Consider the following 16,601-nt stretch of genomic DNA (forward strand, 5'->3'; position numbering starts at 1 on the left):
ACGAAGCAGGACCATGACCAATCTTTACGCAGAAGCGCTTTCGACTTTCGCCGCATTGTTTGAAGAGGCGAAGGCTGGCAAGGAGATCGATGCCACCGCGATGACGGTTGCCACCGCTGACATCGATGGCCGCCCGTCGGCGCGCACGGTGTTGCTGAAGGCCTTCGACGAGCGCGGCTTTGTGTTCTATACCCACCTGGACAGCCGCAAGGGCCGCGAACTGCACGACAACCGGGCAACGGCGCTGTTGTTCCTGTGGCGCAGCCTGCGCGAGGCTGGCATCCAGGTGCGGATCGAAGGTGATGCGCAGCTGGTGTCGGCTGCCGAATCCGATGCCTACTTCGCCAGCCGCCCGCGCATGAGCCAGATTGGCGCCTGGGCCTCGGTGCAGTCGCAGCCATTGGCGTCGCGCGAGGAGTTTGAACAGCGCTTGGCCAATTTCGAGGCGCGCTTCGAAGGCCGCGATGTGCCGCGTCCAGATGGCTGGGGCGGCGTGCGTGTGGTGCCGCGGCGCATCGAGTTCTGGTACGGCGCGGATTTCCGCCTGCATGAGCGCTGGTGCTATGAGGCCGATGCAGCGGGAGAGTGGAGCAAGCGGATGTTGTTCCCGTGACCAACGCTGGCTGCAGTGTGCGGTTTGCCCAAGCCGGGGATTGGCAGGACTGGGCCGGGCTGCGCCTGGAACTGTGGCCAGACAGTGAAACAGAACTGGTTGACCTGCTGGACTTGATTGAATCGGCAGGTAGCACCTGCCTGCTTGCCTGCGCCGCCGATGGGCGGGTTCTGGGCATGGCTGAAGCGAGTGTTCGCCATGAGTATGTCAACGGTACAGACAGCTCTCCGGTTGGCTTTCTGGAAGGCTGGGTGGTGCATGCATCGGCGCGCGGTAGTGGTCTTGGGCGCTTGTTGATTGATGCTGTGGCGCAATGGGCGCGTGATCAGGGCTGTACCGAGCTGGCATCGGATTCGGGCCTGGCAAATGTATCGGCGCAGGCGGCGCACGAGGCGTGCGGTTTCACCGAAACCGAGCGTGTTGTCTACTACCACATGCCGCTGCGGGCGATTGGCTGATGCAGCTGTATCCGATCTACAAGATCACCGTATTCGTGCCGCCGGCGCAGCTGGAGGCGCTGAAGCAGGGCATCCTTGCCGTGGACGATCTGGCTGCCGGAGGCTACGCACACGGCATGTGGGAGTCGGCGCCGGGGCAGGAGCAGTTCCGTGTGCTGCAAGGTGTGCAGAGCGCCATTGGCGGGGCGGGAGAGCTGGTGCGCGTGTCCACGGTGCGGTTGGAGTTCTGCATTCCGCGTGACTCGCAGAGGCTGCAACGGATTCTGGATGATGGCATTGCCGCCAATCATCCCTGGAACAGCCCTGCCGTATTCGTCGATACAACGGAGTTTGCTGCACCATGATTGGTCCGCGCCGCATTGTCTGCCTGACCGAAGAGCCGACCGAAACGCTTTACGCATTGGGCGAGCAGGACCGTATCGTCGGCATCAGTGGATTCACCGTGCGGCCGCCCGAGGCACGCCGCGACAAGCCCAAGGTCAGCGCCTTCACCAGCGCCAAGGTCGGCGAGATTCTCAAGCTGAAGCCGGACCTGGCGATCGGCTTTTCCGACATCCAGGCAGATATCGCTGCCGAGTTGATACGCAATGGTGTGGAAGTGTGGATTGCCAACCACCGCAGTGTGGCCGGCATCATTGATTACATCCGCCGGCTTGGTGGATTGGTCGGTGTGGCCACACGTGCCAATGCCTATGCCGATGAGCTTCAGCGTGGACTGGATGCAGTAGCCGAGCAGGCGGCAAAGCTGCCGCAGCGCCCGCGCGTCTATGTCGAGGAATGGGATGAGCCCATCATCACCGGCATCCAATGGGGCGCGGAGCTGGTGGAGATCGCTGGCGGCATCGATGTGTTTCCTGAGTTGTCACGTGAGCCGCTGGCCAAGGCGCGCATCCTTGCCAATGGCGACCCGGTGGTTGCGCGCAATCCGGACATCATCATCGGCTCATGGTGCGGCAAGAAGTTCCGTCCGGAGCGGGTGGCTGCGCGACCGGGTTGGGAGGTAATCAACGCGGTGCGCGATGGCGAGTTGCACGAGATCAAGTCACCGCTGATCCTGCAGCCCGGGCCGGCGGCCTTGACCGATGGCGTGCAGGCGATCGCGCAGATCATCAATCAGTGGTCGAAGCGGGCAGGGGGCTTGTAGGAGCGGCGTAAGCCGCGAAGCTGATAGTGCGGGAAGGGCCGCAAAAGCATACCCCTCCCCAACCCTCCCCTTGGCCTTTGGCCAAAGGGAGGGGGCACAAGCGCATCGCCGTTCGGATGTGGGAGCGGTGTAAGCCGCAAAGCTGGTGATGCTAGAAAGGTCGCCAAAGCTCACCCCCTCGGCGCCAACCCGGTGTAGCGCGCACGTGGTCGTATCAACGTACCCAACGCCTGCTGCTCCAGCGCATGCGCCAGCCAGCCGGTCAGGCGCGCGGTAGCGAACATCACCAAGGCATGCGCGCCCGGCAATCCATGCACATAGCAGATGGCACCGAGCATGCCGTCGATGTTCGGCCGCTGGCCGCTGACTTCCTCGGTCGCCGCCAGCACCGCTTCCACGTGGTGCATGCACGGCGAATCGCCACAGCGTTCGCGCAGCTGGCGCAACACCTCCGCACCGCGTGGGTCGCCATCGGGGTAGAGCAGGTGATTGAAGCCCGGCAACTCGTCGCCGCGCCGCCAACGTTCGGCGATGAAGGCGCTGGGTGATCCACTGGCCTCGGCATCGACCAGCAGGGCATGCGCCCGCGCGGTGGCGCCGCCGTGGCGTGGGCCGGACAGGGCAGCCAATCCAGCGCTCACCGTCGCGTGCAGGTGCGCGCCGGTGGAGGCGACCACGCGCGCTGCAAACGCCGAAACATTCAATTCGTGGTCGGCGCATAGCACCAAGGCCGAACGCACCAGTTCGGCGAAGGCAGTGTCGCCAGGCATCCACGCGTCGGCCAATAAACGATGTACTGGCCGCGCATCCGGCTCGGTGCCAACCAGTAAGGCCGCGTTTTGCCGCAGCAGCATCGCAGCGACCTCGCGCCGCACCGAGGCAGCGGCATTGAGCGACTGGCGTTGCTCCAAGGCCAGCAGCGGGATGCAGGCCATTGTGCGCTCTACCGGCGGCAGGCTGTCATCAAGCGCCAGGCTGGCGATACGCGGCGGCCACGAGGGCAGGGCGGCAGCGGCGAACGGGTCCTGCTCCTCGCATTCCCATAGCAGGCGCGCGATGTCCTCCAACGTGGCTCCTGCCTGCGCGGCGGCCACGGCTGACCGGCCCCGGTAATAGGGCGCATCCGGGCGTATCAGCGAGATACGGGTTTCCAGCACCGGCAGGCCGCGGTCCAGGCTCTGCGCAGCGCCGCGTTCGGCGCCTCGTCCGGCTTGCTTGCGCTGCGCCAGGCGTTCGACTTCCGCCCGCAGGTACACCCGGCTGCGCGCCGACATGCCGGGCCGCGAGCTGAGCAGGCCGCGGCTGACATAGGCGTACAGCGAGGCGGCGCTGATGCCGAGCAGGGCACAGGCTTCGCTGGCGGGTATCAGTTCGGGATCGAGGGCGTCGGACATGGCGTATTCAATAGGTTGATTTATTGAATCAAGATTGATCAATGAATCTGATGGTGACAGATTAACCGTCACAGCGGAATGGCATGCTCGCCACCGCCCAGCCACAAGCCAGGAGTCACCCATGAGTCTTTCTTCCGCCGGCGCAGCATTCCGCGCCGCACTGGCCGCCGAATCCCCCTTGCAGGTGGTGGGCGCAATCAACGCCAACCACGCCCTGCTGGCCAAGCGCGCCGGTTACCGCGCCATCTACCTGTCCGGGGGCGGCGTTGCCGCTGGCTCGCTGGGCCTGCCGGACCTGGGCATCAACACGATGGAAGACGTGCTGATCGACGTACGCCGCATCAGCGATGTCTGTGACCTGCCGTTGATGGTCGATATCGATACCGGCTTCGGCCCGAGTGCGTTCAACATCGCGCGCACCGTGAAGTCGCTGATCAAGGCCGGCGCCGCTGCCTGCCATATCGAAGACCAGGTGGGTGCCAAGCGTTGTGGTCACCGCCCGGGCAAGGAAATCGTCTCGCAGGGTGAAATGGTCGATCGGGTGAAGGCTGCCGCCGATGCCAAGACCGATCCGGATTTCTTCCTGATCGCCCGCACCGATGCCATCCAGATGGAGGGCGTGGATGCCGCCATCGAGCGCGCGCTGGCCTGCGTGGAAGCTGGCGCCGATGGCATTTTTGCCGAGGCCGCCTACGATCTGGAGACCTATAAGCGCTTCTCCGATGCGGTGAAGGTGCCGTTGCTGGCCAACATCACTGAATTCGGCGCCACCCCGCTGTTCAGCCGTGATGAACTGGCCTCGGCCGGTGTGGCGATGCAGCTGTTCCCGCTGTCGGCATTCCGTGCCGCCAACAAGGCGGCCGAGAACGTGTACGAAGCCATCCGTCGTGACGGCCATCAGCGCAACGTGGTGGAAACGATGCAGACCCGCGAGGAACTGTATGACCGTATCGGTTACCACGCCTTCGAAGGCCAGCTGGACAAAGTGTTCGCAGCCAAGGGCGCATGATGGCGGTCCAACCCGCTCACTGAAAACGTCATGGCAAGCACTTCTTCCCGCACCACCCGTGTTGACCGCCGTGAGACGGCGCGGCAGCTGTTGCAGAAAGAGCTGGAGCAGTTGCCGCCGGAAGAGCGCGAGGTGGTTGAGCGCTTCATCTCACGGCGGCAGGTAGCGCGCAATGTCGGGCGTGAATTTCATCAGACCCGCACCTTGGGTGAACGGATTGCAGATCGGGTAGCGCAGGTGGGCGGCAGTTGGCGCTTCATCCTGTGCTTCTTCTTTCTGCTGGTGCTGTGGATGGTGGCCAACAGCGTGATGTTGGCCAAGGCGTTCGACCCCTATCCGTACATCCTGCTCAACCTGGTGCTGTCCTGCCTGGCTGCGGTGCAAGCGCCGATCATCATGATGAGCCAGAACCGGCAGGCGGCAGTGGATCGGATGAACGCCGAGAACGATTACCAAGTAAACGTGAAGTCAGAGTTGGAAGTGCTGCAGATCCACGGAAAGCTGGATCTGCTGCGCTCACAGGATTGGGCACTGCTGGTGGATCAGCAGAATCGCCAGATCGAAATGCTGCAGCGGCTGCTGGAAAACCAGCAGGCCGCGCCCAGCCAGAACAATAGCTGAAACAAAATTAGCCCCCGGAGGTAAAGACCATGTCAGAGCAAGCCACCGCCGCACCGGCCTTCAAGCCGAAGAAATCCGTCGCCCTGTCCGGCACCGCTGCTGGCAACACCGCCCTGTGCACCGTTGGCCGCAGCGGCAACGACCTGCACTACCGTGGTTACGACATTTTGGACCTGGCCAACACCAGCGAGTTCGAGGAGATCGCCCACCTGCTGGTGCACGGCAAGCTGCCGAACAAGGCCGAGCTGCGCGCCTACAAGGCTAAGCTGAAGGCGCTGCGTGGCATTCCGGCATCGGTGAAGGCTGCGCTGGAAGAGCTGCCGCCATCGGCGCACCCGATGGACGTGATGCGTACCGGCGTTTCCGTGCTCGGTTGCGTGTCGCCGGAGAAGGACGACCACAACCACCCGGGCGCGCGCGACATCGCCGACAAGCTGATGGCCTCGCTGGGTTCGATGCTGCTGTACTGGTATCACTGGAGCCACAACGGCAAAGTCATCGACGTGGAGACCGACGATGACTCGATCGGCGGCCACTTCCTGCACCTGCTGCACGGCGAGCAGCCGCGCGAGTCGTGGGTCAAGGCCATGCACACCAGCCTGATCCTGTACGCAGAACACGAATTCAACGCCTCGACCTTTGCCTGCCGCGTCATCGCGGGCACCGGCAGCGACATGTACAGCGCCATCACCGGTGGCATCGGCGCACTGCGTGGACCGAAGCACGGTGGTGCCAATGAAGTCGCCTTCGAAGTGCAGAAGCGTTACGAAACCCCGGACGAAGCCGAGGCCGACATCAAGGCCCGCGTCGAGCGCAAGGAAGTGGTGATTGGCTTTGGCCACCCGGTCTACACCGTGTCCGATCCGCGCAACAAGGTGATCAAGGACGTCTCGCGCGAGCTGTCGGCCGAGCAGGAAAACATGAAGATGTACGACATCGCCGAGCGTCTTGAGTCGGTGATGTGGGACATCAAGAAGATGTTCCCGAACCTGGATTGGTTCAGCGCCGTCAGCTACCACATGATGGGCGTGCCGACCGCGATGTTCACCCCGCTGTTCGTGATTGCACGTACTGCAGGTTGGAGTGCGCACATCATCGAGCAGCGCATCGACGGCAAGATCATCCGCCCGAGCGCGAATTACACCGGCCCGGAGGATCAGACCTTCGTGCCGCTCGACAAGCGCGCTTGATGGAGCCAAAGCCATCTTCGCCACAAGCGAGATGACGCCTGCACCATCTCCGCCACAAGCGAGATAAAGCCCCTCTCCCGCCTGCGGGAGAGGGGTTGGGGTGAGGGGAAGCTCCTGGCACGTGGAGCAGCTTTTCGCTTTTGGAAAAAGCCAAGGCCAAACCCAAAGCTCCCCCCATCCGCCCTCCGGGCACCTTCCCCCGCAAGCGGGAGAAGGGATACTTCAGATTCCATGTGCTGCTGTGGGTTTGCGGCATTCGCGCACAACCCAAAGCACACCAGCAAGCCCAGACCCTCACAGGCCAGCCATGAATACCGATTACCGCAAACACCTCGCAGGCAGCACGCTCGACTACTTCGATGCGCGCGCCGCAGTCGATGCCATCCAGCCCGGCGCCTACGCCACGCTGCCGTATACCTCGCGCGTGCTGGCCGAAAACCTGGTGCGCCGCTGCAATCCGGCAACGCTCACCGATTCGCTCAAGCAGCTGATCGAGCGTAAGCGTGACCTCGATTTCCCCTGGTTCCCGGCGCGCGTGGTCTGCCACGACATCCTCGGCCAGACCGCACTGGTCGACCTGGCAGGCCTGCGTGACGCCATCGCCGACAAGGGCGGTGATCCGGCCAAGGTCAACCCGGTGGTGCCGGTGCAGCTGATCGTCGATCACTCGCTGGCAGTGGAATGCGGTGGATACGATCCGGACGCGTTTGCCAAGAACCGCGCCATCGAAGACCGCCGCAACGAAGACCGCTTCCACTTCATCGACTGGACCAAGCTGGCCTTCGAGAACGTCGATGTGATTCCGCCGGGCAACGGCATCATGCACCAGATCAATCTGGAGAAGATGTCGCCGGTGATCTACCAGCAGGGCGGGGTGGCCTTCCCGGATACCTGCGTCGGCACCGACAGCCACACCCCGCATGTGGACGCGCTGGGCGTCATCGCCATTGGTGTTGGCGGGCTGGAAGCCGAGAACGTGATGCTGGGCCGCGCCTCGTGGATGCGCCTGCCCGACATCATCGGCGTCAAGCTGACCGGCAAGCCGCAGCCGAACATCACCGCCACCGACGTGGTGCTGGCGATCACCGAGTTCCTGCGCAAGGAACGTGTGGTTGGCGCCTACCTTGAGTTCTTCGGCGAAGGCGCTGCGGCACTGACCATCGGTGACCGCGCCACCATCTCCAATATGTGCCCCGAATACGGCGCAACCGCGGCGATGTTCTACATCGACCAGCAGACCATCGACTATCTGCGCCTGACCGGCCGCGAGGAGGCGCAGATCGCGCTGGTCGAGAACTACGCCAGGACCACCGGTCTGTGGGCGGACGCGCTGGAAACCGCGCAGTACGAGCGCGTCGTTGAGTTCGACCTGTCCAGCGTGGTGCGCAACATGGCCGGCCCCAGCAATCCGCACAAGCGCTTGCCGGTGTCGGACCTGGCAGAGCGCGGCATCGCCGACGAAGCCAAGCTGCTCAGCGGCAAGGGCGAGGAAGCCGAAGGCCTGATGCCGGATGGCGCGGTGATCATCGCTGCCATCACCAGCTGCACCAATACCTCCAATCCGCGCAACGTGATTGCCGCCGCGCTGCTGGCGCGCAATGCCAATGCGCGTGGTTTGACCCGCAAACCGTGGGTGAAGTCGTCGCTGGCGCCGGGTTCCAAGGCGGTGCAGCTGTATCTGGAGGAAGCCGGCCTGCTGCCGGACCTGGAGCAGTTGGGCTTCGGCATCGTCGCTTTCGCCTGCACCACCTGCAACGGCATGAGCGGTGCACTGGACCCGAAAATCCAGCAGGAAATCATTGATCGCGACCTGTACGCCACTGCGGTGCTGTCAGGCAATCGCAACTTCGATGGCCGCATCCACCCGTATGCCAAGCAGGCCTTCCTGGCCTCGCCGCCGCTGGTGATCGCCTACGCCATCGCCGGTACCGTGCGCTTTGACATCGAGAAGGACGTGCTGGGTGTGGATGCCGACGGCAAGGAAGTGCGCCTGAAAGATATCTGGCCAAGCGACGCCGAGATCGACGCAGTGGTGAAGGCGTCGGTGAAGCCGGAGCAGTTCCGCAAGGTCTACAACCCGATGTTCAACGTACGCGTCGAGCATGGCGAGAAGGTCAGCCCGCTGTACGACTGGCGCCCGCAGAGCACCTACATCCGCCGCCCGCCGTACTGGGAGGGCGCATTGGCCGGTGAGCGCACGCTGCGCGGCATGCTGCCGTTGGCGGTGTTGCCGGACAACATCACCACCGACCACCTGTCGCCGTCCAACGCGATCCTGCTGTCCAGCGCGGCCGGTGAATACCTGGCCAAGATGGGCTTGCCGGAAGAGGACTTCAATTCCTACGCCACCCACCGCGGCGATCACCTCACCGCACAGCGCGCCACCTTCGCCAATCCCAAGCTGTTCAACGAGATGGTGCGCAACGAAGACGGCAGCGTGAAGCAGGGCTCGCTGGCGCGTGTGGAGCCGGAAGGCAAGGTCATGCGCATGTGGGAAGCAATCGAGACCTACATGGAGCGCAAGCAGGCGCTGATCATCATCGCCGGTGCCGACTACGGCCAGGGCAGCTCGCGTGACTGGGCGGCCAAGGGCGTTCGCCTGGCTGGTGTTGAAGCGATTGCAGCTGAAGGTTTCGAGCGGATTCACCGCACCAACCTGATCGGCATGGGCGTGCTGCCGCTGGAGTTCAAACCGGGCACCAACCGCAACACGCTGGGCATCGACGGCACCGAGAGCTATGACGTGATCGGCCTGCGCACCCCGCGTACCGATCTGACCCTGGTCATCACCCGCCGCAACGGTGAAGTGGTCAGGGTGCCGATGACCTGCCGCCTGGATTCGGATGAAGAAGTGGCGATCTACGAGGCCGGTGGCGTATTGCAGCGGTTTGCGCAGGATTTCCTCGAAGGCTCTGCTGTCTAAGGCTTGCCGTGATTGCCCAAGCTCCCTTCCACTTTTGGCGGGGAGCCAGGCGCTGGGGTCGCAAAGTTGGAATGGGTGCCTCGCCTGCGGTGAGGTGCGCATAACCGAGGCTTGAACACATGGATAGGCCGCAATGAGCTTCTATGCCGTCGCCGGTGCCGTCAATACAGGTTTCATCCTGCTCAGTTTGGTTGGCGTGGCGTCGCAGCTGCGTCTGGTGCAGCGCAGGCGCAAGCGTGACGCCGCTGCCGATACCGCCACGGCGGTGTTATCGCTCAACCAGTTCACCGTCAGTTTTTTTGCCTATCTTTCGTTCTTCGTCTACGGCTACAGCATCACCCCATTCAATCATTTCATCGTATGGCCGCGATTGCTGGCCTCCGTGTTGGTGTTGGTGATATTGATCGAGATCTGGCGTGATCGACGCAGTCGGGCGGCCACCATTAGTCTGGTAGTGGCAGCGTTGATGTTGCTGTTCGCGTTGCTCGGCCTGTTTTTGGGCGAACGTCACGTTGACGAAGGCAGGGTATTTGCCAGCGTCATGATCTTGTTGATCACGTTGCTGCTGGCACAAGGATATGCGCATCAGATTCTGCTGATTTGGCGTAGCGGCGATACCGGTGCGGTATCGTTGCGCATGAGCCAGCTGATCCTGTTGATGGATCTATCTACCATCGTCTTTGCATTCGCGATGGGGCTGCGATTGGGGTGGCCGCTGTTGCTGCTTGCCGTTGTCAGTGGCATGACCAAGCTGGTCATACTGTGGCTGTTTCGATGGCAGCATGGCGCGCAGGCCAGCGAGCGCCGGCAGCGAGCAGCGTCGCTTGCATCAATTGATTCTTCCACTTTCTCGAGAGTTTCGTCATGAGTCTCCTCCCGCAGATTCGCATTCCAGCCACCTATATGCGCGGTGGCACCTCCAAGGGCGTGTTCTTCCGCCTGGAAGACCTGCCAGCCAGCGCGCAGCAGCCGGGCCCGGCACGTGACCACCTGCTGCAACGGGTAATCGGCTCGCCCGATCCGTACGCCAAGCACACCGACGGCATGGGCGGCGCCACCTCCAGCACCAGCAAGTGCGTGATCATCTCGCCCAGCAGCAAGCCCGACCATGATGTGGATTACCTGTACGGGCAGGTGTCGATCGACACCGACTTCGTCGACTGGTCCGGCAATTGCGGCAACCTGTCGACCGGTGCTGGCGCGTTCGCGCTGCACGCTGGCTACGTGGATCCGGCACGCGTGCCTGAGAACGGCATCTGCATGGTGCGTATCTGGCAGGCAAACATCAACAAGACCATCATCGCCCACGTTCCTGTCAGCAATGGTCAGGTGCAGGAAACCGGTGATTTCGAAACCGATGGCGTTACCTTCCCGGCCGCTGAGATCGTGCTGGAGTTCATCGACCCGGCCGATGAGGGCGAAGGCGAGGGCGGTGGCGCGATGTTCCCCACCGGCAACCTGGTCGACGCGCTCGATGTGCCGGGTGTTGGCAAGCTGCAGGCGACCATGATCACCGCCGGCATCCCCACGGTCTTCGTCAATGCCGCGGACATCGGCTATACCGGTGCCGAGCTGCAGCCGGCCATCAATGAAGACAAGGCAGCATTGGCAAAGCTTGAAGCCATCCGCGTTGCCGGCGCCCTGCGCATGGGCCTGATCAAGAGTCCTGAAGAAGCGCTCAAACGCCAGCACACGCCCAAGGTCGCCTTCGTGGCACCGCCGCAGGATTACCTGTCCAGCGGCAACAAGCAGATCCGCGCCGCCGACATCGACCTCAACGCCCGCGCCATGTCGATGGGCAAGCTGCACCACGCGATGATGGGCACCGCCTCGGTGGCAATTGCCACGGCCGCCGCAGTGCCGGGCACGCTGGTCAACCTCGCCGCCGGTGGCGGTCAGCGTGATGCGGTGCGCTTCGGCCATCCGTCCGGCACGCTGCGCGTTGGTGCCGCGGTCGCCTTGGTCGATGGCCAGTGGACGGTTACCAAGGCGGTGATGAGCCGCAGTGCACGCATCCTGATGGAAGGCTGGGTGCGCGTGCCGGGTGATGCGATCTGATATCGCGCTCCGCCCAGTGCAACAGGTATGGCAAAACAAGAGCGAGGGCTACTGGGATCAGTAGCCCTTTTCTTTTTTGCGGTTTCGAGGACCCACATGTAACGGGTGTGGCGTGCCTGGCGGGTTTCCAGACAAATCCCTTGTAGGGCGCGCGTCGCTACACAAGCCCTTACATGCGGGCTGGTTATACTCCGGCCATCTGCGGGAGGACACCATGGGTAACAGGATGTTGAAGCGTATTCGTTGGGCAGCGGCCGCCTTGGTGGCGCTGGCCCTGGTTGCAGGATGCAGCAGGAACGAAACCGGGCAGCTGCCCGGGGCCAGCGGTGAGGCGATCCAGACCAAGCAGGAAGAGGTCAAGGGTTTCGCCATGCTGCGCGCCTACCCGGACCAGAAGAGCGGTGACGGCCTTGCGCTGGCGGTGGAGTTCTCGCGCCCGCTGGTCGGTACCCAGGATTTCGACAAGCTGCTGCGCTTCGAGGAGAAGGTCGGCAACGAGGACAGCAGTTGGTCGCTGTCCGATGACGGCAAGACCCTGCGCTATCCCTATGTGGAGGCTGCCAAGGAATACACGCTGATCATTTCGGCCGACCTGCTGGCGGCCGATGGCAACCGGCTGGGTACCGAGGTCAAGCAGAAGGTCTTCACCGGCGAGCTGGATCCTGCGGTGGGTTTCGCCTCGCAGGGCAGCGTGCTGCCGGCCCGCGAGAGCCGCGGCCTGCCGGTGGTCTCGGTGAACGTGCCGGAGGTGGATGTCGAATTCCTGCGCGTGCGCGAAAAGGACCTGCCTACCTTCTTCAGCCAGTACCAGCGCGGCGGTCGTCGCGGCAGCTGGGAGCTGGACAGCGAATACGGCGACAAGACCCCACTCAACCAGCTGGCCGAGCCGGTCTACGTCAACCGCTTCATCCTTGGCGGCAAGCAGAACGAGCGGGTGCTGACCTATCTGCCGATCCAGGAGGTGAAGGAGCTGCAGCAGCCCGGCCTGTACTTCGCGGTGATGAAGCGCACCGGCAGTTTCGACAGCGAGTTCGATACCTCGTTCTTCACCGTCAGCGACATCGGCCTGCACACCCGCGCCTACAAGGACAAGCTGTTCGTCCACACCGCCTCGCTGGCGGACGGCGCGCCGGCCAAGAAGGTCGAGTTGAAGGTCATCGACGGCAAGGGTGAGGTCATCCTCAAGGGCCAGACCGACGGTAACGGCAACGCCTTGCTCAACTACACGCTGGATGCAGCCCATGTGCTGGTCGCCAGCAGTGGTAGCGACACCACCATGCTGCCGTTCAACCAGCCGGCGCTGGACCTGAGCGAGTTCGCCGTGGCCGGGCGTCAGAACGCCAACTTCGATGTATTCGCCTGGTCCGGGCGTGATCTGTATCGCCCCGGCGAGACCGTGCGCATCTCCGCACTGCTGCGCGACAACGACGGCAAGACCCTGGCCGGGCCGGCCACCGGCGGTCAGCCGGTGTTCCTGCGGCTCAAGCAGCCGGACGGCAAGACCTTCCGCGAAACCCGCCTGCAGCCGGGCGAGCAGGGCTATTTCGCATTCGAACAGAGCATCCCGGTGGAAGCACCAACCGGACGCTGGACCGTCGAGTTCCGCACCGATCCGGCCAGCAAGGAGGCGGTGCAGGGCATGACCCTGCGCATCGAGGAGTTCCTGCCCGAGCGGATGAAGCTGGACCTGGCCAGCGCGCAGAAGACGCTGAAGCCGGGCGAGGCATTGAAGCTGCAGGCCGATGCGGCCTATCTGTATGGCGCACCGGCCGACGGCAACCGCTTCACCGCGCGACTGGCGGTGGCGGTGGAGCAGCACCCGGTCGAGTCGATGCCGGGCTGGTTCTTCGGCGACCCGACCGTGCAACTGCCGCGCGAAGCCAATGACGTGATCGATACTACGCTGCCCAAGGACGGCAAGCTGCGCGAAGACGTCGCTTTGCCGGCCGAGGCAGGCAAGGCCACCACCGTCGCTGCGCTGCTGTCCGGCAGTGTCTATGAAACCGGTGGCCGCACCGTTACCCGCACTTTGAAGCGGGTGATGTGGCCGGCACCTGCGCTGGTCGCCCTGCGCCCGCTGTTCAACGACACCGACGGCGCCGATGCCAACGCCAATGCCCGCTTCGAGCTGATGCGGGTGGATGCCGACGGCAAGCCGCAGCCGGCCAAGGGGCTGAAGGTCACCTTGGTGCGCGAACTGCGCGACTACCACTGGACCTATGCTGACAACCGCTGGGACTACGACTTCACCCGCCGCTTCGAGAACAAGGAAACCCGCACCGTCGATGCCGGTGCCACGTCGGCGCGGTTCGATTTCCCGGTCGAGTGGGGCGAGTATCGGGTGGACGTGTTCGATCCGGCCACCGGCCTGACCATGCGCTATCCGTTCCGCGCTGGTTGGAGCTGGGACGATCAGAACCGTGGGCTGGATGCCCGCCCTGACAAGGTCAAGCTGTCACTGGACAAGACCGCCTACCGCGCCGGTGACACCGTCAAGGTCACGCTGACCCCGCCGCATGCCGGCCGCGGCGTGTTGATGGTGGAAAGCGACCGCATGCTGTACGTGCAGGACATCGACGCCAAGCCGGGCAGCACGTTTGAAATCCCGGTCAGCAAGGACTGGGAGCGGCATGATGTCTACATCACCGCCTTGGTGTTCCGTGGTGGCAGTGCGCCGAGCAAGATCACCCCGGCGCGTGCCGTCGGCGTCGCGCATGTGCCGATGGACCGTCGCGACCGCCGCGTCGCGGTGGGCCTGATCGCGCCCAAGCAGATGCGCCCGGAACAGCCGATGACGGTGACCGTCAGCGCGCCCGAGCTGGCCGGCAAGCCAGCACACGTCACCGTCTCTGCGGTGGACGTGGGCATCCTCAACATCACCCGCTTCCCGGTACCGGATGCACCTGGGCACTTCTTCGCACAGCGTCGGCTGGGCGTGGATGCCTATGACATCTACGGGCGTGTCATCGAGAGTTTCGAGGGCAATAGCGGCAAGCTGAAATTCGGCGGCGACATGGCATTGGCGGCACTGCCGCAGGCCAAGCGGCCGACTGCCCGCGTGCAGACCGTGGACCTGTTCTCCGGGCCGGTGGCGCTGGATGCCAAGGGCAATGCGCGGGTGCAGCTGCAGGTGCCGGATTTCAACGGCACCCTGCGCGTTTCGACGATGGTCTATTCGGCCGACCGCTACGGCAACCGCGATGTGGAAACGCTGGTGCGCGCGCCGATCCTGGCCGAGGCCAGCATGCCGCGGGTGATGGCACCGGGCGATCGCAGCACGGTCACCCTCGACGTGCAGAACTTCACCGGCAAGCCCGGCGAGTTCAACGTGCGCGTGGACGGTGAAGGCCCGCTCGGCATCGGCGAATCGACCCGCACGGTGCAACTGGCGGCAGACGCCAAGAGCACGCTGAGCTTCCCGCTGACCGCGCAGGAAGGCTATAGCGTGGCCAAGGTGCGGGTACGGGTGGACGGCAATGGCTTCAAGGTGGACCGTCGCTACGACCTGCCGGTGCGTGCGGCATGGCCGTCGGTGCTGCGCTCGCAGACCCGGACCCTGGACCCGCTGGCGCCTATCACCCTGGACAGCAGCTTCGCCAATGGCCTGATGGGCGGCTCGGTCAATGCGCGCATGCTGGTCAGTGCCTTGCCGCCGATCCCGTTCGCCTCGGCCCTGCAGGGTGCCTTGAACTACCCTTACGGCTGCGCCGAGCAGACCACCAGCAAGGGCTATGCAGCGCTGATGTTGGATGAGGCCACCTCGGCAATGCTGGGTGCCGATGGTCTGGACGCCAAGGTCCGCCGCGAGCGCATGGAAGGTGCGTTCGGCCGGCTGGCTTCGATGCAGGTGTCCAACGGCAACTTCTCGATGTGGGGCGATGACGACTACATCAATCCGGCGCTGACGCCGTATGTCGCCGAGTTCCTGCTCGACGCCAAGGACGCAGGCTTCGCGGTGCCGGAGAACGTGCTGCAGAAGGCCTTGAACCGTATCAGCGAAGACTTGCTCAGTGGTGGCAACCAGTTCTATGGCAGCGATGGCCGCGATGGCCTGAAGTTCGCCAACCAGGCCTATTCCGGCTATGTGCTGGCACGGGTCAACCGCGCGCCACTGGGCACGCTGCGCACGCTGTGGGACAACGAGCGTGGCAAGGCGGTGACCGGCCTGTCGCTGGTGCATCTGGGTGCGGCCTTGTCGATCCAGGGCGACAGCAAGCGTGGGCAGGCGGCGATTGCCGCTGGTTTTGCCAAGTCCAGTGCCAGCCGTCCGGAGTACTTCGGCGACTACGGCAGCCGCCTGCGCGATGAAGCGCTGATGATCGCTCTGCTGCACGAGCGTGGCCTGTCCAAGCCGGAGTACGACGCACGTGTGATTGATATGGGTCGCACCCTGGACGCACGTCGCAACAGTGGCTGGATGTGGCTGAGCACGCAGGAGCAGGTGGCGCTGGCGCGTCTTGGCAAGGCCTTGATGGCCAACCAGAAGAAGTTGGTGTCCGGTGAGTTGGCAGTCGGCGACAAGGTCGAAGACGTCAGTGCACGCAAGGCCTTTGGTCGCGTATTCGACATGGCGCAGCTGGCACAGGGCGTGCGGTTCTCGCCGCAGGGCCAGGCGCCAATGTTCGCCAGCCTCGATGTTGTCGGCATTCCGCGCCAGCCGCCAGCACCGGACAACAGCGTGATCGGCATCGAGCGCTCCTGGTTCGGCACCGACGGCAAGCCGTGGACGCCGCGTCCGTTGAAGGAAGGCGAGGCCCTGATCGTGCGCCTCAGCGTCACTTCCAACGCGAACATGCCCGATGCCTTGCTCACCGACCTGCTGCCGGCCGGTCTGGAGATCGAGAACTTCAATCTCGGCGATGCCAAGCAATGGGCTGACGTGGTGGTGGGCGAGATCAAGGTCAGTGACCGCTCCAGCGCCGCCGACGTCAAGCACGAGGAGTTCCGCGACGACCGCTATGTGGCCGCCTTGAAGCTGTCGCGTGGCAGCACTGCGCATGTGTTCTATCTGGTGCGTGCGGTCACCCCGGGTACCTACATGGTGCCGCCACCGCTGGCCGAGGACATGTACCGCCCCGACATGCGTGGCGTGGGTCGTTCCAACCCGAGCACCATCACGGTGGTGCAGCCGTAACCGGCTCCTGCCCCCTCCCTTTGCCGAAGGCAAGGGGAGGACTGGGGAGGGGTAAGC

General features: G+C 64.0%; 12 protein-coding genes. 11 read left to right on the forward strand and 1 reads right to left on the reverse strand.

What is annotated here, in order from left to right; translation table 11 throughout:
- Positions 1-13 precede the first annotated feature (13 nt).
- From pdxH to ACVOLL_RS00465, 4 genes are read left to right on the forward strand one after another with little or no spacing between them, the layout of a single operon-like run.
- A complete protein-coding gene (gene pdxH, locus ACVOLL_RS00450) occupies positions 14-613 on the forward strand; it encodes a pyridoxamine 5'-phosphate oxidase (RefSeq protein WP_481511060.1) in 600 nt (199 codons plus the stop codon).
- Positions 610-1,071: an aminoglycoside 6'-N-acetyltransferase gene (aac(6'), locus tag ACVOLL_RS00455; RefSeq protein WP_481511061.1), complete on the forward strand. Its 462-nt coding sequence runs from the start codon at positions 610-612 to the stop codon at positions 1,069-1,071. The genes pdxH and aac(6') overlap by 4 nt, the downstream gene beginning before the upstream one ends.
- On the forward strand, positions 1,071-1,415 hold the full coding sequence (locus tag ACVOLL_RS00460) for a YqfO family protein (protein ID WP_481511062.1): 345 nt from the start codon (positions 1,071-1,073) through the stop codon (positions 1,413-1,415). The genes aac(6') and ACVOLL_RS00460 overlap by 1 nt, the downstream gene beginning before the upstream one ends.
- Entirely contained in the window at positions 1,415-2,215 is an 801-nt protein-coding gene (locus tag ACVOLL_RS00465; RefSeq protein ID WP_481511183.1) for a cobalamin-binding protein, read from the forward strand. Before ACVOLL_RS00460 ends, ACVOLL_RS00465 begins: the two co-directional genes overlap by 1 nt.
- Positions 2,216-2,385: 170 nt before the next feature.
- Here ACVOLL_RS00465 and ACVOLL_RS00470 read toward each other — a convergent pair whose 3' ends face one another.
- Positions 2,386-3,609, reverse strand: a complete 1,224-nt coding sequence (locus tag ACVOLL_RS00470; RefSeq protein WP_481511063.1) for a citrate/2-methylcitrate synthase — start codon at positions 3,607-3,609, stop codon at positions 2,386-2,388.
- A gap of 121 nt (positions 3,610-3,730) precedes the next feature.
- On the opposite strand from ACVOLL_RS00470, the gene prpB reads away from it, so the two are divergent.
- From prpB to ACVOLL_RS00505, 7 genes are all read left to right on the forward strand, one after another.
- On the forward strand, positions 3,731-4,618 hold the full coding sequence (gene prpB, locus ACVOLL_RS00475; RefSeq protein ID WP_481511064.1) for a methylisocitrate lyase: 888 nt from the start codon (positions 3,731-3,733) through the stop codon (positions 4,616-4,618).
- Positions 4,619-4,648: 30 nt separating this feature from the next.
- Positions 4,649-5,239, forward strand: a complete 591-nt coding sequence (locus ACVOLL_RS00480; RefSeq protein WP_481511065.1) for a DUF1003 domain-containing protein — start codon at positions 4,649-4,651, stop codon at positions 5,237-5,239.
- Positions 5,240-5,268: 29 nt separating this feature from the next.
- Positions 5,269-6,429 carry a bifunctional 2-methylcitrate synthase/citrate synthase gene (gene prpC, locus ACVOLL_RS00485; RefSeq protein WP_481511066.1) on the forward strand — a complete coding sequence of 387 codons (1,161 nt, stop codon included), beginning with the start codon at positions 5,269-5,271 and terminating at the stop codon, positions 6,427-6,429.
- A 307-nt stretch (positions 6,430-6,736) separates the two neighbouring features.
- Complete coding sequence (acnD, locus tag ACVOLL_RS00490; RefSeq protein WP_481511067.1) at positions 6,737-9,352, forward strand: Fe/S-dependent 2-methylisocitrate dehydratase AcnD; 2,616 nt, start codon at positions 6,737-6,739, stop codon at positions 9,350-9,352.
- A 133-nt stretch (positions 9,353-9,485) separates the two neighbouring features.
- Entirely contained in the window at positions 9,486-10,220 is a 735-nt protein-coding gene (locus ACVOLL_RS00495) for a hypothetical protein (protein WP_481511068.1), read from the forward strand.
- On the forward strand, positions 10,217-11,410 hold the full coding sequence (gene prpF, locus ACVOLL_RS00500) for a 2-methylaconitate cis-trans isomerase PrpF (protein WP_481511069.1): 1,194 nt from the start codon (positions 10,217-10,219) through the stop codon (positions 11,408-11,410). The genes ACVOLL_RS00495 and prpF overlap by 4 nt, the downstream gene beginning before the upstream one ends.
- 214 nt (positions 11,411-11,624) lie before the next feature.
- The gene (locus ACVOLL_RS00505) at positions 11,625-16,544 is read left to right on the forward strand and encodes an alpha-2-macroglobulin family protein (protein ID WP_481511070.1); all 4,920 of its coding nucleotides are present in this window, start codon (positions 11,625-11,627) and stop codon (positions 16,542-16,544) included.
- Positions 16,545-16,601: the final 57 nt, after the last annotated feature.

It is taken from the genome of Stenotrophomonas sp. STEN035 (genome assembly GCF_056759935.1).